Annotated in this window: 19 protein-coding genes; 8 read left to right on the plus strand and 11 right to left on the minus strand. The window is 73.5% G+C overall.

The window, feature by feature from the left end; genetic code table 11:
• Window positions 1-32 precede the first annotated feature (32 nt).
• Window positions 33-1181, plus strand: a complete 1149-nt coding sequence (locus tag ACFYYB_RS04985; protein WP_389433228.1) for a glycerate kinase — start codon at window positions 33-35, stop codon at window positions 1179-1181.
• A gap of 98 nt (window positions 1182-1279) precedes the next feature.
• Here the strand turns inward: ACFYYB_RS04985 and ACFYYB_RS04990 are convergent, their stop codons facing one another.
• Window positions 1280-1972 (minus strand): cysteine hydrolase family protein, encoded by a 693-nt coding sequence (locus tag ACFYYB_RS04990; protein WP_389433229.1) that lies wholly within the window; start codon window positions 1970-1972, stop codon window positions 1280-1282.
• 196 nt (window positions 1973-2168) lie between these two features.
• On the opposite strand from ACFYYB_RS04990, the gene ACFYYB_RS04995 reads away from it, so the two are divergent.
• Entirely contained in the window at window positions 2169-3173 is a 1005-nt protein-coding gene (locus ACFYYB_RS04995) for a GlxA family transcriptional regulator (RefSeq protein ID WP_389433230.1), read from the plus strand.
• Window positions 3170-6004 carry a SpoIIE family protein phosphatase gene (locus ACFYYB_RS05000; protein WP_389433231.1) on the plus strand — a complete coding sequence of 945 codons (2835 nt, stop codon included), beginning with the start codon at window positions 3170-3172 and terminating at the stop codon, window positions 6002-6004. The genes ACFYYB_RS04995 and ACFYYB_RS05000 overlap by 4 nt, the downstream gene beginning before the upstream one ends.
• Before the next feature lie 68 nt (window positions 6005-6072).
• On the opposite strand, the gene ACFYYB_RS05005 is transcribed toward ACFYYB_RS05000, so the two are convergent.
• The 3 genes from ACFYYB_RS05005 to recQ all read right to left on the minus strand — a co-directional run bounded on the left by ACFYYB_RS05005 (window position 6073) and on the right by recQ (window position 10963).
• Complete coding sequence (locus ACFYYB_RS05005) at window positions 6073-6654, minus strand: GNAT family N-acetyltransferase (protein ID WP_389433232.1); 582 nt, start codon at window positions 6652-6654, stop codon at window positions 6073-6075.
• Window positions 6655-6711: 57 nt separating this feature from the next.
• Entirely contained in the window at window positions 6712-8763 is a 2052-nt protein-coding gene (locus tag ACFYYB_RS05010; RefSeq protein ID WP_389433233.1) for a SpoIIE family protein phosphatase, read from the minus strand.
• A 139-nt stretch (window positions 8764-8902) separates the two neighbouring features.
• Window positions 8903-10963 (minus strand): DNA helicase RecQ, encoded by a 2061-nt coding sequence (recQ, locus tag ACFYYB_RS05015; RefSeq protein WP_389433234.1) that lies wholly within the window; start codon window positions 10961-10963, stop codon window positions 8903-8905.
• Between the two features lie 201 nt (window positions 10964-11164).
• Here recQ and ACFYYB_RS05020 point away from each other — a divergent pair, with 201 nt between their 5' ends.
• From ACFYYB_RS05020 to ACFYYB_RS05030, 3 genes are all read left to right on the plus strand, one after another.
• Complete coding sequence (locus tag ACFYYB_RS05020) at window positions 11165-11935, plus strand: maleate cis-trans isomerase (RefSeq protein WP_389433235.1); 771 nt, start codon at window positions 11165-11167, stop codon at window positions 11933-11935.
• A gap of 116 nt (window positions 11936-12051) precedes the next feature.
• Window positions 12052-12876, plus strand: a complete 825-nt coding sequence (locus tag ACFYYB_RS05025; protein ID WP_389433236.1) for a PP2C family protein-serine/threonine phosphatase — start codon at window positions 12052-12054, stop codon at window positions 12874-12876.
• Window positions 12877-12979: 103 nt separating this feature from the next.
• A complete protein-coding gene (locus ACFYYB_RS05030; RefSeq protein ID WP_389433237.1) occupies window positions 12980-13927 on the plus strand; it encodes an MASE1 domain-containing protein in 948 nt (315 codons plus the stop codon).
• 24 nt (window positions 13928-13951) lie between these two features.
• Here ACFYYB_RS05030 and ACFYYB_RS05035 read toward each other — a convergent pair whose 3' ends face one another.
• Both ACFYYB_RS05035 and ACFYYB_RS05040 read right to left on the minus strand, forming a co-directional pair.
• Window positions 13952-15166, minus strand: coding sequence for an aromatic amino acid transaminase (locus ACFYYB_RS05035; RefSeq protein ID WP_389433238.1), 1215 nt, complete (start codon window positions 15164-15166; stop codon window positions 13952-13954).
• On the minus strand, window positions 15159-16136 hold the full coding sequence (locus ACFYYB_RS05040; protein WP_389433239.1) for a DMT family transporter: 978 nt from the start codon (window positions 16134-16136) through the stop codon (window positions 15159-15161). Before ACFYYB_RS05040 ends, ACFYYB_RS05035 begins: the two co-directional genes overlap by 8 nt.
• Window positions 16137-16271: 135 nt before the next feature.
• Between ACFYYB_RS05040 and ACFYYB_RS05045 the strand changes: the two genes are divergently transcribed.
• Window positions 16272-16760: an Lrp/AsnC family transcriptional regulator gene (locus ACFYYB_RS05045; RefSeq protein WP_389433240.1), complete on the plus strand. Its 489-nt coding sequence runs from the start codon at window positions 16272-16274 to the stop codon at window positions 16758-16760.
• A gap of 39 nt (window positions 16761-16799) precedes the next feature.
• Here ACFYYB_RS05045 and ACFYYB_RS05050 read toward each other — a convergent pair whose 3' ends face one another.
• From ACFYYB_RS05050 to ACFYYB_RS05065, 4 genes are all read right to left on the minus strand, one after another.
• Window positions 16800-18485, minus strand: coding sequence for an alpha/beta fold hydrolase (locus ACFYYB_RS05050; RefSeq protein ID WP_389433241.1), 1686 nt, complete (start codon window positions 18483-18485; stop codon window positions 16800-16802).
• A gap of 89 nt (window positions 18486-18574) precedes the next feature.
• The gene (locus ACFYYB_RS05055; protein WP_389433242.1) at window positions 18575-19132 is read right to left on the minus strand and encodes a TetR/AcrR family transcriptional regulator; all 558 of its coding nucleotides are present in this window, start codon (window positions 19130-19132) and stop codon (window positions 18575-18577) included.
• Between the two features lie 62 nt (window positions 19133-19194).
• A complete protein-coding gene (locus ACFYYB_RS05060) occupies window positions 19195-19707 on the minus strand; it encodes an O-acetyl-ADP-ribose deacetylase (protein ID WP_389433243.1) in 513 nt (170 codons plus the stop codon).
• Between the two features lie 61 nt (window positions 19708-19768).
• Complete coding sequence (locus tag ACFYYB_RS05065; protein ID WP_389433244.1) at window positions 19769-21109, minus strand: cation:proton antiporter; 1341 nt, start codon at window positions 21107-21109, stop codon at window positions 19769-19771.
• Window positions 21110-21308: 199 nt separating this feature from the next.
• On the opposite strand from ACFYYB_RS05065, the gene ACFYYB_RS05070 reads away from it, so the two are divergent.
• A complete protein-coding gene (locus ACFYYB_RS05070; protein WP_389433245.1) occupies window positions 21309-21488 on the plus strand; it encodes a hypothetical protein in 180 nt (59 codons plus the stop codon).
• A gap of 41 nt (window positions 21489-21529) precedes the next feature.
• Here ACFYYB_RS05070 and ACFYYB_RS05075 read toward each other — a convergent pair whose 3' ends face one another.
• Window positions 21530-22033 (minus strand): MarR family winged helix-turn-helix transcriptional regulator, encoded by a 504-nt coding sequence (locus ACFYYB_RS05075; RefSeq protein ID WP_389433246.1) that lies wholly within the window; start codon window positions 22031-22033, stop codon window positions 21530-21532.
• Between the last annotated feature and the right edge of the window lie 199 nt (window positions 22034-22232).

Here is a 22232-nt window from a genome sequence, read left to right on the forward strand (position 1 = left end):
ACTGCACTGTTCGATAGCAAGGGATTAGCAAGGTGACGGACGGAGCAGTAACTGAGACCGCGCGCGTGCTCATCGCCGCGGACAAATTCAAGGGCTCGCTCACGGCCGTTCAGGTCGCGGAGCGGGTCACGGCCGGCCTGCGCAAGGCCGTACCGGGCGTGGAGATCGAGACCCTCCCCGTCGCGGACGGCGGCGACGGTACGGTCGCGGCCGCTGTGGCGGCCGGTTTCGAACGCCGGGAGGTACGGGTCACCGGACCGCTCGGTGACCAGGTCACGGCCGCTTTCGCGCTGCGCGAGGGCACCGCGGTGGTCGAGATGGCGGAGGCCTCCGGCCTCCAGCTGCTGCCGACGGGTGTCTTCGCCCCGCTGACGGCGACCACCTACGGCTCCGGCGAGCTGCTGAAGGCCGCACTCGACGCGGGAGCGCGCTCGATCGTCTTCGGTGTGGGCGGCAGCGCCACCACCGACGGCGGTGCGGGCATGCTGGCCGCGCTGGGCGCGGTGTTCCTGGATGCGAACGGTGAACCCGTCGGTCCGGGCGGCGGCGCGCTGGCCGGGCTGGCCTCGGCCGACCTGTCGGGCGTCGACCCCCGCATCAAGGAGATCGACTTCGTCCTGGCGAGCGACGTGGACAACCCTCTGACGGGTCCGAAGGGCGCTCCGGCGGTCTACGGCCCGCAGAAGGGGGCGTCGCCCGAGGACGTGGCGACGCTGGACGCGGCGCTGGCGCACTTCGCGGTGGTCCTGGAGAAGTCGATCGGCTCCCTGGCCGCCGAGGCGGCGGTTTCGCCCGGCGCGGGCGGTGCGGGCGGCATCGGCTACGGGGCCCTGCTGCTCGGTGCCTCGTTCCGTCCCGGCATCGAGCTGATGCTGGAGGTGCTCGGCTTCGCGCCGGCGCTGGAGCGGGCCACGCTGGTCATCACCGGTGAGGGTTCGCTGGACGAGCAGACGCTCCACGGCAAGGCTCCGGCCGGTGTCGCGGCGGCGGCTCGCGCCGCGGGCAAGCCCGTCGTCGCGGTCTGCGGCCGCCTGCTGCTCTCGCAGGAGGCGCTGGAGGCCGCGGGCATCCGGAAGGCCTACCCGCTCACGGACCTCGAGCCGGATCCGGCGGTGAGCATCCCGAACGCGGGGCCGCTGCTGGAGCGGGTGGCGGAGAACATCGCGGCCGACGTCCTCTGACGAGGCGTCCGCCCTGTCCGACGGCCCGGACCCCCTGACGGGGGTCCGGGCCGTCGGCGTGTACGGGGGCCGGACGTTCTCCCACGGGACGCCCGGGCCTAGGCCTGGGCCTTGGCCGCGGCGAGGAGCCGGGCCGTGGTGACGATGCGGGCGAAGCCGCCGCCCTGGAGGTTGACCGCGGTGGCGGTGGCGAGCTGGTCGGCCGTCAGCCGGGGCGCGTCCGGGCCGGGTTCGGCGGCCAGGTCGAAGGTGTGGGTGGCGTCGAGCGGCACGAGGACCTCGTAGCCCAGGTTCCCGGCCATCCGGGCCGTGGTCTCGACGCACATGTTCGTCTGGATGCCGGAGACGACGAGCTGTCCGACGCCCTGGGCGGTGAGCCAGTCGGCGAGGTCCGGGGTGCCGTAGAAGGAGGAGTTCACGGACTTGGTGACGCGCAGGGCCGCCCCGTCGGCCCGCTCGGCGACGAAGTCCTTGAGGGCGTACCCGGGCTGGTCGGGAGCGAGGACCGATCCGGCGGTGCGGGAGGCGTGCTGCACGAGCACGACCGGGCGGCCGGTCTCCTGCCAGGCGTCCATCAGCGCGGCGATGTTCCCCTCGGCGGCCGGGTTGTTGCGCGGGCCCCAGAAGTCGGGGTCATCGAAGCCCTGTTGGACGTCGATGACCAAGAGGGCGCTGTTCGCGGCGATCTCGACGGCGGTCGTGGCCGTGGTCGCCGCCTCGGTGGCGGCGGTGGTGGTGGCCGCGGCCTCGGTGGCGGCGGTGGCGGTCTCGGGTGCGGTCTCGTTCGTCATGCCCTCATCCTGGGCGCCGCCTCCCCCTCGGACCAGTACCGCCCGGACCGGGAACCGATGGGATCCTGCCACCGTGGCAGTCCGGCCCCGGCGAGGTCCCCGGCGGGGCTCCGTCCCAGGTCGGGGGCGTCTCGGCGGCATTTTCCGGGGGCTCGGGCCTCCCCTTCCGGCGGGCCTCCGTGGCAGACTCTCGGCCATGCACCGCGTCGCGATCGTCGCCCAGCCCGGCATCCGCGCTTTCGACCTGGCCGTCATCACCGAGGTCTGGGGGCATGACCGCGGCCACCGCGGGGTACCGCCCTTCGAGCTGCGCCGGTGCGCCCTCGACACCGGCCCGATCCCGCTCCCCGGCGGGCTCTCCCTGACCCCGGACCGCGGGCTCGACTGGCTCGCCCGCGCCGACCTCGTCGTGGTCCCCGCGCTGGACCGGCCCGGTGACCCGACGCCCGAGCCGGTGCTCGCCGCCCTCCGGGACGCCCACGCCCGGGGCATCGTGGTGGCCGCCCTGTGCGCGGGCGCCTTCATACTCGCCGAGGCCGGGCTGCTGGCGGGCCGCCGGGCCGTGACGCACTGGTCGCTCGCCCCGGCGCTGGCCGGCCGGTACCCCGCCGTGCGCGTCGAGGAGGCCCCGCTCTACGTCGGGGACGACGGGCTGTGGACCTCCGCCGGAGTCGCCTCCGGCATCGACCTCTGCCTGCACCTGGTCCGCGAGGCCCACGGCTCCGAGGCGGCCGCCGCCATCGCCCGCGCGATGGTGACCGGCCCCTTCCGCACCGGCGAGCACGCCCAGTACCTGGACCGCCCGACCCCGGTCGCCGACCGGACCGCCGAGGCACTGGCCCTCGTACGGGAGCGGGCGCTCGGACGGCTGCACGAGGCGCTGGACGTGGCCACCCTGGCCCGGTGGGCCGGGATGTCGCCGCGTTCCTTCGCCCGGCACTTCGCCGCGGCGACCGGCACCACCCCGCACAAATGGCTCCTGGGCCACCGTCTGGACGAAGCCCGCAAACTGCTGGAGCGCACCGATCACCCGGTCACCGAGGTGGCCCGGCGGGCCGGATTCGCCAGCGAGGTCACCTTCCGCCAGCACTTCACCTCGTACGTCGGCACGAGCCCCCGTGCGTACCGCGCGGCCGCTACCGCACCAGGACCCCCTGGGCCTCCCCCAAACCACGCCGACAGTGTTAGAAATGGCTCATGACCGGACGTTTTGGGCCACCCAGGGGCTCCGAAGGAGCGCCCGGGGACGAGCCCCCGCCCGAGGACGGGTCCCCACCCGGAACCGGGCCCGGACGCTCCCGTCGGTCCCGGCTGTTCGCGCACCTCTCGCTCGGCGCCCGCAGCGTCGCCGGCCAGGTCTTCGCGCTCCAGGCCGTCCTCGTACTGGTGCTGATCACGGCCGCCGCCACGGCCCTGTTCTTCCAGGCCCGGTACGACAGCCAGCGCGACGCCCGCAACCGCTCCCTGGCCGCCGCCGAGGCCTTCGCGCACGCCCCCGGCCTCCCGGCGGCCCTGGAGTCCGCCGACCCGACCGCCGAGCTCCAGCCGCTGGCCGAGGGCGCCCGCCGGGCCTCGGGCGTCGATTTCATCGCCGTCATGACCACCGACGGGATCCGGTACACCGACTCCCGGCCCGAGCTGATCGGGCAGCGCGCCACCGGCGACCTCTCGCGCGCCGCGGCCGGACAGCCCTTCACCGAGACGTTCGAGGGGAAGCCGAGCGACGTGGTCCGCGCCGTGGTCCCCGTACGGGATTCCACGGGCACCGTGGTCGGCCTGGTCGCCACCGGCATCGAGGTCGGGAACGTCGGCGACGGGGTCGAGGGCCAGCTGCCCCTGCTCTTCGGCGCGGCCGCGGCCGCCCTGCTCCTGGGCACCGGCGGCGCGGCCCTCGTCAGCCGCCGGCTGCGGCGCCAGACCCGGGGCCTCGGCGAGGCCGAGATGACCCGGATGAACGAACACCACGAAGCGGTTCTGCACGCCGTCCGCGAGGGCGTCCTGATCATCGACGCCGAGGGCCGGCTGCTGCTCGCCAACGACGAGGCCCGCCGTCTCCTCGACCTGCCCGACGACGCCGAGCTGCGGCACGTGGGCGAGCTCGGCCTCGATCCGCCGACGGCCGCGCTGCTGGCCTCCGGGCGGGCCGCCACCGACGAGGTCCACCGGGCGGGCGACCGGCTCCTCGCCGTGAACGTACGCCCCACCAAGCCCTACGGGGGCCGCCCGACGGGCACCGTGACCACCCTGCGCGACTCCACCGAGCTCGCCGCGCTCTCCGGCCGGGCCGCGGTCGCCCGTGACCGCCTCCAGCTGCTCTACGACGCCGGCGTGCGCATCGGGACCACCCTGGACGTGGTGCGCACCGCCGAGGAGCTCTCCGAGGTCGCGGTGCCGCGGTTCGCGGACTTCGTCACCGTCGAGCTGCTGGAGCCGGTGCTGCGCGGCGAGGAGCCCGGCGGCGGCACGCACACCGAGATGCGCCGGGCCGCCATCAGCGGGATCCGCGTCGACTCCCCGCTCCAGCCGGTGGGCGACGTCATCCGCTTCGTGGTGGCGACCGCGCCGATGTCGGCGGCCCTGGACGCCGGGCGGGGTGTCCTCGCGGCCGACCTGACCGCCGCCTTCGGCTGGCGGGCCCAGGATCAAGACGGCACCCGGGTGGCTCTGGAGTACGGGTTGCACTCGCTGATCTCCGTACCGCTCCAGGCGCGCGGGGTGGTCCTCGGCATGGCCAACTTCTGGCGGGCCGACACCCCCGAGCCCTTCGACGAGGAGGACCTGTCCTTCGCCGAGGAACTGGCGGCGCGGGCCGCGGTCTCCATCGACAACGCCCGCCGCTTCACCCGCGAGCACGCGGTGGCGGTGACCCTCCAGCGCAGTCTGCTGCCGCGGGTGCTGCCCGATCTGAGCGCCGTGGACGTCGCCTTCCGGTACCTGCCCGCGAAGGCGGGCGTGGGCGGTGACTGGTTCGACGTGATCCCGCTCGCCGGGGCCCGGGTCGCGCTGGTCGTCGGCGACGTGGTGGGGCACGGGGTGCACGCCGCCGCCACCATGGGCCGGCTGCGGACCGCCGTGCACAACTTCGCCACGCTCGACATGCCGCCCGACGAGCTGCTGGGCCACCTCGACGAGCTGATCGACCGGATCGACCAGGACGAGTCCTCGGCCGACGAGGGCGCCGGGGACGGCGAGTCCGCGAGCGTCACCGGCGCCACCTGCCTGTACGCGGTGTACGACCCGGTGTCCGGCCACTGCGCCATGGCCAGCGCCGGTCACCCCGGCCCGGCCCTGGTCCGGCCCGACGGCCGGGTCGAGTACCCCGAGCTGCCGATCGGGCTGCCGCTGGGCGTCGGCGGGATGCCCTTCGAGGCCGTGGAGCTGCGACTGCCCGAGGCGAGCCGGCTCGTCCTGTTCACCGACGGGCTGCTGGAGGACCGGGACCGGGACTTCGACACCGGCCTCGCCCTGCTGACCGAGGCCCTGTCCCGGGAGGACCGGAGCCCCGATCAGGCCTGTTCGGACGTACTGGCCTCGCTGCTGTTCCCGGCGCCGAGCGATGACATCGCGCTGCTCATCGCCGACACCCGGCGGCTCCCGGCCGACCGGATCGCGGAGTGGGAGGTGCTCCCGGACCCCTCGGACGTGTCCCGGGTCCGCCGGGCGGGCTCCGCGCAGCTCACCGAGTGGGGCCTGGGGGAGGTCACCTTCACCGCCGAGCTCATCCTCAGCGAGCTGATCACCAACGCCATCCGCTACGGGACCCCGCCGATCCGGGTCCGGCTGCTCCGGGACCGCACGCTGATCTGCGAGATCTCCGACGGCAGCAGCACCTCACCGCACCTGCGCTACGCGGCCACGACCGACGAGGGCGGGCGCGGCCTGTTCCTCGTCGCCCAGTACGCGGAGCGCTGGGGCACCCGTTACACGGACCGCGGCAAGGTGATCTGGGCGGAGCTGCCCCTGACGGGCGGGGCGGAGCCGGCGCCCCCGTCCGTCGTGGACCTGGAGGCCCTGGAGGACCTGGCCTGGTAGCGGGGGGATGGCGGTGGCCGGGCTTCGGGACCGGGCGTGCGGGCCTCGGAGCCGGGCGTGCTCGGACCTCAGAGCCGGGCGGCCAGCCGGGCCTTCGTCTCCGGCCATTCGTCGGCCAGCAGGGAGAAGTACACGCTGTCGCGCCAGGTGCCGTCCGGGCGCCGGCGGTGGCGGCGCAGGACGCCCTCGCGCTGCGCGCCGAGGCGGGCGATGGCGGCCTGGGAGCGGGTGTTGAGGTGGTCCGTCTTGAGCTGGACCCGGCCCATGCCGAGGTCTTCGAAGGCGTGCGTGAGCAGGAGCAGCTTGGACTCGGTGTTGACGGCGCTGCGCCAGTACGCGCGCCCGTACCAGGTCCAGCCGATCTCCAGGCGTTCGTCAACCGGGCTGATGTCCAGGTACGTGGTCCAGCCGATGGCCTTGCCGCTCGCGAGGTGGATCACGGCGAAGGGCAGGTAGTCGCCCGCGAGCACGTCGTCGAGCCTGTCGCCCAGCTCCTCCCGCGTCTGCGGCGCGGGGCCGCCCTGCCAGCGCCAGACCTCCTCGTCGCGGCCGCCGGCCTCGTACAGGTCGGGGAGGTGGCTCCTGGTCAGCGGCTCCAGGCGGACGTGGCGGCCGGTGAGCGTGATGGGGGACGGCGACTTGGCAGACATGGCAGCGAAGATAGCTCCAGGTTGCGCTAGATACAAACCAATATCGAACTAGTGCAATCAACGCATCCGGGCCAGCAGTACGGCCACGTCGTCCTGCGGGGCCTCCGGGAGGAGGCGCTCGAGGATCGTGTCGCACAGGGCCTCCAGCGGCTCCCCCGCGCCCCTCAGGGCGTCCGCCAGCCCCGCCATCCCCTCGTCCAGGTCCCGGTCCCGGGACTCGATGAGGCCGTCCGTGTAGAGCACGAGCAGGCTGCCCGGGGCGAGCCGGACCTCCTCCGTGCGGAACTCCCGTCCGCCCGTGCCGAGCGGGGTTCCCGGCGGGCCGTCCAGGAAGGTCACGGCCCCGTCGGCCGTGACCACGGCCGGCGGCGGGTGTCCGGCGCGGGCGATGACGCACGCTCCCGTCACCGGGTCGTGGACGGCGTAGACGCAGGTGGCCATCTCGTCCTCGCCGAGGTCGGCCACCACCGCGTCCAGCGAGCGCAGCATCTGCTCCGGGGTCACCTGGTGCCGCGCCAGGGTACGTACGGCGGTGCGCAGCTGGCCCATGACGGCGGCCGCGTGGATGCCGTGGCCCATCACGTCGCCGATCACCAGTCCGGTCCGGCCGTCCGGCAGCTCGATCACGTCGAACCAGTCCCCGCCGACGTCGTGGTCGCTGGCCGGCAGGTAGCGACCGGTCAGCTCCAGGCCGGCGACCTCGGGCAGCGCGTTGTTGCTCAGGCTGCGCTGCAGCGTCAGGGCCGCCGCGCGCTGGGTGGTGTACATCCGGGCGTTGTCGATGTTCAGGGCCGCCCGGGCCACCACCTCGTCGATGAGCACGCAGTCCTCGTGGTCGAAGACGTCGCGCCCGCGCACCCGGGTCACCACCACCACCCCGAGCACCCGCCCGCGGGCCACCAGCGGGACCATCCGGGCGCAGCCGAGGGTGGCCAGGTAGGCGCGCAGCGCGGCCGCGCGCGGATCCTTGATCAGGGCCGGGATGTCGGCCGTGAAGAGGTTCATGGCCTGGCCCTCGGTGATGACCTGCTCGTAGGCGGTGTGCGCCGGGATCTGGAAGGTCTGCCCGGCGACGAGTTTGGCGGTGGGCGCGGCCGGGTCCGGGAAGAGGGCGGCCAGGCGGCGCAGCAGGCCCCGGGTGGACGCGCCGGCCTCGTCCGGGTCCAGTACGGCCTCCAGGAGCTGTACGTCGGCCGAGTCCGCGAGCTGCGGTACCAGCACCTCCACGATCTCCTGGGCCGTCTGCCCCAGGTCCAGCGTGGTGCCGATGCGGGTACCGGCCTCGGCGAGCAGGGCGAACCTGCTGCGTGCCCGCTCCGCCTCCGCCTGGGCGCGCTGCCCGTCGGTGATGTCGATGAGGGAGGCGATCAGCCCGAGCCGCCGCCCGGAGCCGTCCAGCAGCGGGGCGTAGGAGCAGGACCAGGTCCGGTCGTGGTCGGGGTCGGCGGGGGTGCGGCCGGTGCGGCGGACGTCGACGACGGCGGAGCCGCACTCCAGCACCTTGCGCATGAGCCGTTCGAGTGCGACGGCGTTGACCCCCGGCACGACCTCGGTGAGCCGTTTGCCGATGTGCTCGGCGGCGGACACCCCGTTCATCCGGGCGAGGGCGTCGTTGACGCGCAGGAAGCGCAGGTCGGGGCCGAGGGTGCCGAGGCCGATCGGCGACTGGGTGAACAGGCTCTGCAGCGCGGCGAGCGAATCGCGCATCCCGAGGACCTCGGAGGTCTCCACGGCGATGAGCATGGAGCCGGTGCGCCCCTGCGGATCCGGGGAGGGCAGGATCCACATCTCCATGGGGACCTGGTGTCCGTCGCGGTGGCGCACGGGCAGGGTGCCGACGACCGTCTCCCCGGCCTGGACCCGGCGGGTCAGCTGGTCGGCGAGCTCGTGGTTGGCGTCGGGGACGAGCACGTCGGAGCCCGGCCGGCCGAGGATGTCCTCGGGGCGGTGGCCGAGCAGGTCCTGGGCGGCCAGCGACCACTCGACGACGAGCCCGTCGGCGTCCTCCCGCCACAGGGCGATCGGCAGCAGCTCGCTCAGTACGCCCGCGTACCCGACAGCAGCCACCGGCTGGTCCGGTACCTCGCTCGTCTCCTGGTACGTGTCCAATGCGCCGACCTCACCCCAGGGGGCCCGATTCCTACCGATTCACCCTATCCGAGCCTCAGCCGACCGGCGCTGTGTCCGGCCGGACGGGCGGGCTCGCGGCGGCCGGGCCGCCGCTCCCCCCATCTTCTGCTCCCGTCCTTTACTCCCAGTCGTCCCAGGGCGGGTCGATGTCCTCGTCCTCCGGGCCGAAGAGGGACTCCTCCGCCCGCGGGGCCTGCTGCGCCTGGGCGGGCACGGCCGCCCCGGCCGCAGCGGCGGCCGGGGCGGTCCGGGGGGCCGCGGCCGTCCGGGGGGCCGGGGCGGCCGGGGTCTGCGCCGCCGCGCCGCCCGTGCCCGGCTCGGGACGCGCGCCGCCCAGGGTTTGCAGGATGCCCTCGGCGTACTTGGCGAGCTTCGCCTCGCCGACTCCGTTGACCGTGCCCAGCTCCGCGACCGTCGTGGGCAGCTGCGTCGCGATCTCCCGCAGCGTCGCGTCGTGGAAGACGACGTACGCCGGTACGCCCTGCTCCCGCGCGGTCTCGGCGCGCCACGCCCGGAGGGACTCGAACACCGGGACGGCGGCGGCCGGCAGGTCGACCGGTACCCGGCTGCCCTTCCCGGAGCGCGACCCGGACTCCTTGCGGGAGGAACCGGCCGGCGGCGCCGTCTCCTTGCGCATCGGGACGCTCCGGCGGCCGCCCAGCACCTCGCCGCTGGCCTCGGTCAGCACCAATGTGCCGTAGTCGCCCTCCACCGCCAGCAGTCCGAGCGCCAGCAGCTGCCGGACGACCCCGCGCCACTCGTTGGTGCCCAGGTCGGCGCCGATGCCGAACACGGAGAGGCCGTCGTGGTCGAACTGGATGACCTTGGCCGTCTTCTTGCCCTGGAGGATGTCGATGATCTGGCCGGCGCCGAACTTCTGGCGCCGTTCCTTGGCCAGCCGCCACACCGTGGACAGCAGCTTCTGCGCCGCGACCGTGCCGTCCCAGGACTCGGCGGGCGTCAGGCAGGTGTCGCAGTTCCCGCAGTCCGGCGCGCCGGTCTGCCCGAAGTAGGCCAGCAGCCGCACCCGGCGGCAGCCGACCGTCTCGCACAGCGCGAGCATCGCCTCCAGGTGTCCGGCCAGCGCGCGGCGGTGCGCCTCGTCGCCCTCGGAGCCCTCGATCATCTTGCGCTGCTGGACCACGTCCTGGAGCCCGTACGTCAGCCAGGCCGTGGCCGGCTCGCCGTCGCGGCCGGCGCGGCCGGTCTCCTGGTAGTAGCCCTCGACCGACTTGGGCAGGTCCAGGTGGGCCACGAAGCGCACGTCCGGCTTGTCGATGCCCATGCCGAACGCGATCGTGGCCACCACCACGACCCCGTCCTCCCGCAGGAACTTCGACTGGTTCGCCGCGCGCGCCCGGGAGTCCATGCCCGCGTGGTAGGGCACGGCGTCGATGCCCTGCTCGACCAGGGCCGCCGCCGTCTTCTCCACCGAGGCGCGCGAGAGGCAGTACACGACCCCGGCGTCCCCGGGGTGCTCGGTGCGGATCAGCTCCAGCAGCTGCTTGACCGGGTTGTTCTTCGCCACGATCCGGTACTGGATGTTCGGCCGGTCGAAGCCGGCCACGAAGTGGCGGGCTTCCTCAAGACCCAGGCGCGCCGCGATCTCGGCGTGCGTGGCCTCGGTGGCCGTCGCGGTCAGCGCGATCCGGGGCACCTTCGGCCAGCGCTCGTGCAGCATGGACAACGCGAGGTAGTCGGGCCGGAAGTCGTGGCCCCACTGGGCGACGCAGTGCGCCTCGTCGATGGCGAAGAGCGAGACCGTGCCCCGATCGAGCAGCCGCTGCGTCCCTTCGGTGCGCAGCCGCTCGGGCGCCAGGTAGAGCAGGTCGAGCTCGCCCGCGAGGAAGGCCTGCTCGACCGCGCGCCGGTCGTCGGACAGCTGCGTCGAATTGAGGAACCCGGCCCGCACCCCGAGCGCGTTGAGGGCGTCCACCTGGTCCTGCATCAGGGCGATCAGCGGGGAGATCACCACTCCGGTGCCCTCTCGGACCAGCGCCGGGATCTGGTAGCAGAGCGATTTGCCGCCGCCGGTGGGCATCAGGACCAGCGCGTCGCCGCCGCCGGCCACGTGCTCGATGATCTGCTGCTGCTCGCCGCGGAACGAGTCGTACCCGAAGACGCGGTGGAGCACCTGCTGGGCGTCGGGGATATCGACGGCTGCTTCCGAAGTGGTCATCCCAGAAGCCTAGCGACCTCCTCGGACACATCCGCCCGGATCGTCTCGGCCCTGTGGATATCCGGGAGGGGAGGCACCGCCCCACACCCGGCCCCGCACCCCGTCCCGCAGCCGGCGGCGCGGCCGGACACCTCGACGGCCCGACCGGTGACACAGTAGAAGATCTCCCGTATGTCTCCCGGCCTCCGAGAGGAACACGCGATGTGGCAGCCCGACGGGTGGGACGTGCTCGTCCGCCTCGGCGTCCTCACCCCGCACGCCGATGTCGGCCCCGAGTCGGAGCTGCGCGCCATGGCTCCCGCCGACGTGGGCCTGCACACCGCGCGGGTGCCGTTCCGTGCGATGGGGCGCGGCGGTGCGATGGACTCCACCATTCCGCTGGCCCCCGTACGGGCCTTCGCCGAGGACCCGCACCTGGACGACGCCGCCGAGCTGCTGGCGGCCGCCCCGGTGTCGGTGATCGCCTATGCCTTCACCAGCTCCGCCTACGTCATCGGCCCGCGCGGGGAGGGGTACATGCTGGACCGGCTCCGCGAGCGCACCCACGGGCTGCCCGTGGTCGCCACCTGCGCCGCCACCGTCGAGGCGCTGCGGGCCTTGGGCGTGGGCCGGCCCGCCCTCGTGGACCCGCCGTGGTTCGACGAGACGCTGAACGATCTGGGCCGGGGCTATTACGAGGACGCCGGGTTCGAGGTCCCGTACGCGGCCCCCTGCGGCCTGCCCAGCGGGCAGACCCTCATCGGGCCGCGGGCCCTGCACGACTGGGTGGCCGCGCACGTCCCCGACACGGCGGACGCCGTCGTCATCGGCGGCAACGGCTTCCGCGCCGTCGGGGCGATCGCGGCCCTGGAGGCCACCTTGGGCCGCCCGGTGCTGACCGCGAACCAGACCCTCCTGTGGGCGGCCCTGCGCGCGGCGGCCACCCCGACGACCCCCGTCACGGACTACGGCCGGCTGTTCTCGACGCCCTGAGAGCCTCCGGCACCTCCCCCGGCCGCGTGCGCGCCGCGGGCCCGGCCGAAATATGATGGGCCCGGGTCTTTCGCGCAGCGGAAGCAGAGGCACATGGACGTATCCCGGAGCGGCCCGTGACCCCGCGTCGGCCTGCCCGGCCCGCCAGCGCGGATCTGCTGAGCATGCTGGGCCGGCTCACCGCACAGGCGCGGGAAGGCGCGGAGCTGCAGCAGGCCCGGGTGGAGCTGGCCGAGGCCCTGCAGCGCGAGCTGCTGCCCGCCTCCCTGCCCGTACTGCCGGGGCTGAGGACCGCGGCCCGGTACGCGCCCGCCCGGCGCGGCCTGGAGATCGGCGGTGACTGGTACGACGGCTTCCGGTTGGCGGGTGGGGCCCTCGCCTTCTCCATCGGCGACGTACAGGGGCACGACGTGGCGGCCACCGCCTTCATGGGGCAGGTCCGGGTGTGCCTGCGCGCCGTGGCCGCCGTCGTCCTCGATCCCGGCGAGGTGCTGAGTCAGGCCAATGACGTGCTGCTCTCGCTGGACAGCGAGCTGTTCGCCACCTGTAGCCTGCTCCGCTTCGATCCCCGTACGTGGGAGCTCCAGACGGCCCGGGCCGGCCACGTCCCCACCGTCTGGGCCACCGTCGACGGCCGGTACGGCATCGCGGAGGACGCCGGCGGTCCTCCGCTGGGCACGGTCGCCGGGGCCCGGTACCCGGTGACCCGCCGGAGGCTGACGGAGGCGGGCTCCATCGTCCTGGTCACCGACGGGGTGGTCGAGGGGCCGTCGTTCCCGATCGAGGCGGGGCTGGAGCGCGTGGCCCGGATCGCCGGGGAAGGGGCGGGGGCCGATCCCGGCGAACTGGCCGCCGAGGTGATGAAGGTGACCGATTTCACCGGCCACGCCGACGATGCCGCCGTACTCGTCCTCAGCCACGACGCGGCCCGACCGCGCTGACCCGCCACCGCGACCGCCACCGCCACCGCCACCGCCACCGCAACCAGCCGCCCGTCCGCGCGTGTCACGCCCTGCCGGGGCGCCCGGGCCGTTGTCTGATGCAGTGGTGCGCACCGTGGAATGGCGACGTCCGGCCGAAGCCCTCCTTCGGATCCTCGGGGTCGCCGTCGCCTACTACGCGACCGGTCGGCTCGGCCTGCTGCTGCACGTGAGCGTCGAGGGGGCGGTGGTCACGCCCCTGTGGCTGCCCACCGGGATCGCCCTCGCCTCCCTGCTGTGGTTCGGGCCCCGGATCTGGCCGGGCATCGCACTAGGGACCTACCTCGCCATCGAGCGGATCAGTACGTTCGATCTCGTCGATCTCGGAATCCTCGCGGGCAACACCCTCGCTCCGCTGTGCGCCTACGCGCTGCTGCGCCGGGCGGACTTCCGCTCCGAACTGGACCGGCTGCGGGACGGGCTGGCGCTGGTCTTCCTCGGCGGCCTGGTGCCGATGCTGATCAGCTCCAGCATCGGCACCTGGACGCTCGTGCTCACCGGCGACCTGCCGCTGCCGAGCTTCTGGCCGGTGTGGTCCGCCTGGTGGGCCGGCGACACCATGGGCATCCTCCTGGTGACCCCGCTGCTGCTGGTCCTGCGCCGGGTCCGGCTGCCCCGGGACCCGTCCCGGGCGGCCGAGGCGGCGGCCCTGGCGGTCACGGTCGGCGCCGTCACCCTCACGGCGACCCGCAGCTCCCTGTCCCTGCTCTTCCTCGTCTTTCCCCTGCTGATCTGGGCAGCGGTGCGCTTCCGGCTCCCCGGCAGCGCACCGTGCGCCCTGCTCGTGTCCGTCATCGCGATCACGGCGGCCACCGACCGCACCGGACCCTTCGCCGGCCACACCCTCTTCGAGGTCATGGTCAACCTCCAGGCGCTCAACGGAGCGGCCGCCCTGACCGCGCTGCTGCTGGCGGCCCTTGTCACCGAGCAGGACAACGTCCGCCTGAAGATCGAGGAAGTCTGCGAGGACCTGGCCGAGGTGGTGGCCCGCCTGGCCCCGCCGAAGGACTGACCGGCGCAGCCGCCCGAAGGCGGCCTAGGCCGGCAGGATCACCCGCGGCGCGTCGGCCGCGTCGAGCACCGCCGCGATCCCCTGCGCGAGGCAGGGGATCCGGTGCGCCGGGATCCCCGCGATGTTGATCCGCCCCGAGGTGGTGCCGTAGACGGCGTGCTGCCGGCGCAGCCGGAGCATCTGGTGCGGTGTGAGGGGCAGCATGGAGAACATCCCCTTCTGCCGGGCCAGCGACCGCGCCTGTTCCGCACGGCCCAGCGCACTCAAGTGGGCTGCCAGATCGGCTCGGTTGGCCATGATCCGGCCCCTCATGACGTCCAGTTCCGCCCGCCAGGCGGCCCGTAGGCCCTCGTCCTCCAGGATCGTGGTCACGACGGCCGCGCCGTGCTCGGGCGGCATCGAATACAGCGTCCGGGCCGCGTTCTGCAAGGACGTCTCGGCGTGCCGCACGGTCCGGCCCGAGGCGCCGAGAACGATCGCGCAGCCGACGCGGTCGCTGTAGAGGCCGAAGTTCTTGGAGCAGCTGACCGCGATCAGCATTTCCGGTACGCGCTCGGCCAGCATCCGCGTGGCCAGCAGGTCGGCCTCGAGGCCGTCGCCGAGCCCGTGATAGGCGAGGTCGACGAAGGGCACCCAGCCGCCGCGGACGGCCGACTCGGCCAGCGCCTCCCACTCTTCGGGGAGGGGGTCCACACCCGTGGGGTTGTGGCAGCAGCCCTGGAGCAGGACCACGTCGTCCCGCCGGGCGTCCCGCAGTTCCCGCAGCACGCCGGCCGCGTCGAAGCCGCCCCCGGCGTCGCGCCAGCCGTACGGGCGGACCTTCAGCCCGGCGGCCTCCAGGATGGGCCGGTGGTTGACGTAGGCCGGATCGCTGACCCACACCGTGGCGCCCGGGCGGGTCCGGAAGATCAGATCGGCCAGCAGCCGCAGTGCGCCGGAGCCCGCGACGGTCTGGACGGCCGCGGCCCGGCCGGCCGGTCCGCCGGTGCCCAGGACGAGGTCCGTCAGGGAGCGGTTGAAGGCGGTGTTGCCGGAGAGCCCGCGGTACTCCTTGGACTCCGAGCGCTGCGCCAGTCGCATCTCGGCCTCGCGCACGGCGGCCATGACGGGTGTGGTTCCCGACTGGTCGCGGTAGACGCCGAGGACGAGGTTCATGCGTTCGGGCCGGTCGTCTGCGCCGAACTCGTAGGTCAGGTCCCACAGCGGGTCGGTGGGCGGCGGCGGGAGGAGCTCAAGCATCTGCGGGAACCTTGGATCGGAGGCGGCGGTTGGCGAGGACGACGCCGGAGGTGATGAGGGGCACTCCGACGAGCACGGCGAGGCTCGGGGACTCGCCGAGCAGGGGGACGGCGAGCAGGACGACGGCGACGGGGCTAAGGCTGCCGACGACGGAACTGCGCTCGGCGCCCAGCCTGCGGATGGCGAAGGCGTACAGCAGGCCCGCGCAGAGCCCCACTCCAAGTCCCTGCACCACCAGGAACAGCATGATGTCGCTGCCCGCGGCGTGCGCGATGCCCGTCGGGAGCACCCCGGTCAGGACGAGGACTCCGATCACCGCGAAGGAGGGAAGGCACAGCAGACCGATCGATCCGACGGGATCGAGGTCCACCTCGCGCAGTCCCACCGTGTAGAGGGCCCACAGCCCGCTGGCCACCAGGAGCGTGCCGGTACCCGCGAGGACGTCCGTGTCCACCGGAACGACGTGGCGCCAGACGAGGGCGACCACACCGGACGCGATCAGCGCGAGCCCGGCCGCCTGCGTTCCCCGGGGAACCCCGTGTCCGCGGCGGACCATGATCCCGGAGACGAACAGCGGGACCATCCCGGGGACGATCGACCCGACGAAGGCCGCGGAGGTGAGCGCGCCGCCGTGCATCGCCGCCAGGAAGAAGGGCACCCCCGCACCGCAGATGATCTTGAGGGCGACGCCCGGCCGCACCGCGGCGATGCGGTGGCGGCGCCGCCACAAGGCCGGGAGCAGGACGAGCAGGGGGACGCCGAACCGCAACAGGGCGGCGTCGGCCGGCAGGAGGGAGGAGGCGCTCAGGGCGCGGGCGCTGAGCGCGAAGGCCGCCCAGATCGCCACGGTCAGCAGGAGGGCCAGCATGCCCTCGGCTTGCGGGGAGAGCCCGAACCGGCCGGGGTGTCCGGCCTTCGGGCCCGCCGCGTCGGGAGGCGCGGTCGCCGGGGTGGTGTTCGTCGCGACCAAGGAAATTGCTCCAGCCTCTGAGAGCGGACCGGTCCGGCCCGTTCGAGAGCAACGCTAGAGCTTCGGGCGGGGCAGCCGATTGCCAGTTCTGCCTCTCAGACATACGTTTGGGGCAGAATCTGCCAAGGAGTGGCCGTGGATGCAGTCGATCTGCAAATCATCAGGGAATTGCAGGCCGACGGACGCCTGTCCAACCAGGATCTCGCCGACCGCGTCCGGCTCTCCCCGTCGCCCTGTCTGCGCCGGGTTCGACGCCTGGAGGAAGCGGGCCTCATCCGCGGCTACACCGCCATGGTCGACCAGGTCGCCTTCGGACTCCCGGTCACCGTGTTCGTCCGGATCCGCCTCGAACGCCACACTGCGGAAGCGGTGAGGCTGTTCGAAGAGCACGTCGCGGTCATCGAGCACATCCAGGACTGCTACCTGATGGCGGGAAGCAGCGACTACCTGCTCCGCGTGGTCATCGAAGACCTCGAAGCCTACGAAGCCCTGGTGCGCCACGCGATCCACGCGATCCCCGGCATCGCCTCGATCGAGTCGAGCTTCGCGTACGGCAGCGTCAAGCAGTCCAGGACGTACCCGCGGCCCGCCCCGGGCACATCGAGGCGAGCACCGTCCTCCTGAGCCGATCCCGGCGGCCACCCGCTCACGGGGCCCGGCCGGTCATCCGCCGATCGGAGCGGAGACGGCGGCGAGGTGGCGGGCGACCTGCGAGGGGTGGGTGAGCTGGGGGTAGTGCCCGGCCCCGTCGATCTCGGCCACCGGGTGACCGACGGCCTCGACCAGCGGATCGGCCGAGCCCACGACGATCCGGACCGGGACGGTCACCCGGTCCAGCAGCGCCCGCGACCGCCGGCGTCCGGCGACGTCCGTGCGCAGGGCCGCGACCACACGGCGCGCCACGCCGCGACGGCGCAGGTCCGCCGCGGCGCTCTCCACCTCCGCTCCCTCGGGGACACCCAGCGTCCGGGCCAGCCGGGCGGCGGACATGCGGCGCATCATCGCCGCCGCCAGGCCCGAGCGGGCGAGCCGGGGAGCGGGTGCCTGCAGGAACGCCGGGGAAATCAGCACGAGTCCGCTGATGCGGTCCGGGTGATCGACGGCGAAGCGCAGCGCGGGTCCGCAGGCCAGGGAGTGTGCGACCAGCGTGGGGCGCGTCCGCACCGGGCCCAGCAGATCGGCCAGCCACGCGTCCACCGGCCCGGCCGTGGCGGCCGAGCGGCCCAGGCCCGGCAGGTCGGGGGCCAGGACCGGGCCGGGGAGGTGGGCGGCGAGGGGCGCCCAGAGGTCGGCGTTCATCGGCAGTCCGTGCAACAGGACGTGGTCGGGGCGGTGCCGCTCGCCGCTCACCCAGGCACGGCTGCCCGCCACGTCGGAGAAGCCGTACGGCTTCAGCCAGGGCGATGCGGCGCCGAACCGGGCGGCCACCAGCTCGTCGGCCCACCCGCGTAGGGCTTCGGCGGCCGGGGGCGCCTCCAGGCCGACGCTCGCCGCGAAGGCGCGGGCGGGGGCCGTCGGGTAGCGGTCGGTGGACAGGAACGCCAGCGTCTCGGGATCGGCACCGGTCAGCTTGCTCGGCAGGCGCCGCAGGAGGCCGGCGGGAACGGTCCGCCGGGGTGCCCGTACGCCGGTGTGGTCGGCGATCGTGCCGATCAGCTCGGGCAGCAGCGGGGTGCTGTCGTCGAGCACCCAGTAGTGCTCCCCCGCGGGCGATGCGGGGACCTCCGCGAGGAACCGTACGAAATAGTCGATCGTGGTGATCGGCAGGAAGGTATCGCGTCCGCCGGGCAGGGCGGGAAGCCGGCCGTTCCACAGGTCCTCGACGAGGGCGGCCAGGCCGATGTACTGGCCCGGCCCGATCACGGTGCTGGGGTTCGCGATGGTCAGCGGGACCCCCAGGGCGTGAGCCCGGGCGCGCACCGCGAGATCACCTTCGAACTTGGACGCCTCGTACGCTCCCAGCGCCGCGTAGTCGGGGTGGCCCTCGGACGCGCTCACGCGGTACCCGCTGATGTGCACCAGCCGCCGCAGTCCGGGCAGTTCCGCGGCCCATTCGAGCACGTTGAGCGCTCCGGTGACGTTGGTCGCCCGCGCCTCCCGCACGCCCAGGCCGAAGGCGAAGCGGCCGGCGGCGTTGTAGACGTCGCGCACCTCGGGCAGCCCCGAGAGCGGTCGCGTGATGTCGGCGGTGACGATGTCCAGCCCGCGCGTGTCAACGCCCTGGGAGGTCAGCCAGGGGGTGAGGGTGTCGGTGCGCACGGCTGCCGCCACCCGCTTGCCCCGGGTGAGCAGTTCGGCGACGAGGGAGCGGCCGATGAAGCCGGTCGCGCCGAAGACGATCGCGTCCATGAGACTCCTTGAATGGATCTGACTCGAATAGATCGGTCTACATATTTCTAGGTCAAAAAAAAGAAGCCCGCCTCTCGCGGCGGGCCGTGTCAGGCCAGCAGGGCGCCGATCTGACGGGAGATGCTGTCCAGCGGCCCCCTGCTTCGGTGCGCCCGGGCCAGCAGGAGCGCCCCCTCCACCAGGGCCAGGATCGTGACGGCGAGGTCGTCGGCGTCCGGACGGCCCGCCAGCTGTGCGCGCAGGGCCTCCTCCCACGAGGCATAGACCTCCGAGCACGCCTCGTGCAACCGGTCGTTGGTGGCGGCCATCTCCAGCGCCACGGTGGCCACCGGACACCCCTTGCGCCAGCCCGACTCCTCCAGCCGGTCACCCAGGTGCCGCAGCACCCCGCCGACGAACTCCGCCGTGGACGGACCGGAGTCGGCCAGCCCTCCGAGGGCATCGCCGATCATTCCCCCGGCCCGCCGGACGGACTCGCCGACCAACTGGTCCTTGCCGCCGGGAAAGTGGAAGTAGAGCGAGCCGCGGGGCGCACCACTGGCCGCGATCACCTGATTGAGCCCGGCGCCGAAGTATCCCCCGGTCTCGATCAGCTCCTGCGTCGCATCCAGCAGCCGGTCGCGCGTCTCGGCACCCTTCTGTCCCATGGCGCAACACTAGACCGATCTACATATTCTTTCAATCGCCCCTCGCGGTCCGGCCGAGCCGGTCAGTCGTCCACCGCTGCCGCGAACGCCTCGTAGGCCCGCTCGTCGAAGAGGACGAACCGCACCTCCTCCACCTCGGTCCGGGCCGCCCGTACGGTCTCCACCGCGATCCGCGCCCCGTCGTCCATCGGCCAGCCGTAGATGCCGGTGGAGATCGCGGGGAAGGCGACCGTACGGGCTCCCAGCTCGTCGGCGACCCGAAGGGACTCCCGGTAGCAGGAGGCCAGCAGCTCCGAGCGGTCCTCCTCGCGCGACCAGACCGGGCCGACCGTGTGGATCACGTGCTCCGCCGGGAGCCGACCGGCCGTGGTGGCGACGGCCCGCCCCGTCGCCAGGCCCTTCCCGTAGTGGGAGCGGCGCAGGTCCTCGCAGGCGGCCAGGATCTCCGGGCCGCCGCGCCGGTGGATGGCTCCGTCGACCCCGCCGCCGCCGAGGAGCGAGGAGTTCGCGGCGTTGACCACCGCGTCGGCCTCCTCGGCGGTGATGTCGCCCTGAACGAGCGTGATGCGCGGCATCAGGCTTCCTTCCTTCGCCGATACGGCATGCGGCATGCCGCATCGGGCCTGCGCCGTGGGATCAGCGAGATGTCGTCTCGGTCACTTCGCGGTTCTGCGGAGGGACGTTACGCGGCTCCGGCCGGGTCGGGGTGCCGGCGGAGGCGCTTTTGACGGTGACGGCTTCGGCGGAGGCGGCTCCGGCCGTCGTGGTGGCGGGCAGGATCCGGCCCAGCAGCGGACCGGTGAGCGCGGTGGTGACCACCGCCATCACCACCATCAGCGAGTACAGCTTCGCGTCCAGGAGTCCGAGCTCCAGACCCACGCCGAGAACGACCAGTTCGGTGAGTCCGCGCGTGTTCAGCAGGGCGCCGAGCGCGGCCGCGTGGCGGCCGTCCAGCCCTCCGGCGCGTGCGCCGACGTACGCGCCGGCGAACTTCCCGGTGACGGCCACGGCCAGGATGGCGGCCAGCTGACCGAGGTCCGACGCGTTCAGGCGGGAGAGGTCGACCTTCAGGCCGGACAGGACGAAGTACACGGGCAACAGGAGCGTGCCGCACAGCGGTTCGACCCGTTGCAGCACTCCGTCGCGGAGTCCGCCGTCCGTTCCCCGTGGCAGTACGGCACCGAACAGGAACGCGCCGAAGATGTAGTGCAGCCCCAGCCATTCGGTGAAGGCGGCCGACACCAGGAGCCCGCCGAGCGCGAGGGCGAGGAAGTTCCCGTTGCCCGCCCGGCCGCCCGGCTCGGCCTCCGGGACCGTCCGGGCCGCCCGGCGGAGCAGCGGGCGGACCACGGTGACCATCAGCACCGCGTACGGCACCAGGAGCGCCGGCCGCCAGTCGAAGCGCTCGCCCGTCGCGATGGCGACCACCACGGCGAGCAGCGTCCAGGCGAGCAGGTCGGTGATGGCGGCGCAGGCCAGGGCGATGGCACCGACGCGGGTGCCGGCCAGGTCGCGGTCGGCGATGATCCGCGCGAGTACGGGAAACGCCGTCACGGACATCGCGACCGCGAAGAACAGCACGAAGCCGGTGGACGGGCCTTCGTGAGGCGAGGACACCAGCGCCCACGCCAGGGCGGCGCCCATCACCAGCGGCAGCACGGTCGAGCAGAGGGACGTCCACACGGTGGCCCGTCCCCCGCCGCGCAGGATGCCGAGGTCGAGCTCGCTGCCGACGACGAACATGAAGAGCGCGACACCCACTGCGGCGAGCGCGCCGAGCAGGGGCCGTACCTCGGTGGGGAAGACGACACCGGAGAGCCGGCTGCCGAACAGGGTGGGCCCCAGCAGCACCCCGGCGAGGATCTCACCGATCACCGCGGGCTGACCGAATCTGCGGGCCAGCGCCCCCATCGCCCGTGCCAGACCCAGGATCACGGCCAAGCCCAGGAAGAGGTGGACGGCCTGGGACTCGGTCACAGCGCGTTCCCGGGCACGGAGGCAGAGCAACCCATCATCACGAAGACTCCTCACAACTCGTCGCGTGGCGCTGGAGGAGACATACCGCGACAGCCCGAAGACACGTCGAAGCTCTGCCATTTCGGGGCGACTTGGGGACCTCGGACTTGGGGACCTCGCCCCGTTCGACCGACGGGTCCCGGGGCCCCCCGGATCCACGGTGCGCGTTCACGGTCCCAAGGACCGGATCACGGGCGGGGTGCACGGTGTGGCGGTCATCGCGTCGGCGGTCGACACGGACGCGGTGCTCGACGGCGTGAAGATCACGCAGACCGCGGACGCGCCGGTACGGACCTTCGAGTGCTGCGGTTTCAGCACCAAGGCGACCGTGAATCCGTAGCGGCTCCGGGCCGGCTCGCCTCGCGTCCGCCCTACCCGCCCCTACCCGCCCCTGCCGTCCGCCTCCTCCAGGCGGGCGGCGAGGCGGGTGAGGGCCGGCAGGGCCTCGCTGAGCGCCGTGCGGTCGACATCGGACAGGGCCGTCAGCGCGTGTTCCAGGCGGCGTTCGTGGGCGCCGGTCCAGGCGGCCAGCCGCAGCCGGCCGGCGTCGGTGGCGCTGACGGCCGCGGCACGCCGGTCCTCGCTGTCCACCTCGCGGGTCACCAGCCCGTTCGTGGCCATCGTGGCGACGAGTCCGCTCACCGTGGACTGCGCGAGGCGCTGGCGGGCGGCGAGTTCGCTGACGCGGACCGGGGAGTGTTCGACGCAGACCTGGAGGAGTTCCACCTGGGCCATGGGGAGCTGCTCCCAGGGGTACTCCGTACGGATCGAGGCGCGCAGCGCGCGGCGCAGGCGGGTGACGGCTGCGGTCAGCGCCCGGGCTTCGGGCGAGTCCGCGCCGGGCCGGGCGTCCGGGGCGCCGGGCGTGCCCGGCATGGGTGCCATGCCCACCACGCTACTCGCGCTCCGCCGCGGCGGCCGGGGACGGCCGCGCCGCATGCCCGGGACCCGAGTCCAGAATCCCGAATCCCGAATCCCGAATCCCCCACGCAAGGATTACATAGGGCACCCATCCACCGGGCGCCGAAGAAAAGGCGGAAAGTCCCGCCCCGCGCGGGCCATAAGGCCGGGAAGCCGCTGCCGC

Origin of the sequence: Streptomyces sp. NPDC002886 (genome assembly GCF_042888445.1) — a bacterium.
Classification (GTDB): domain Bacteria; phylum Actinomycetota; class Actinomycetes; order Streptomycetales; family Streptomycetaceae; genus Streptomyces.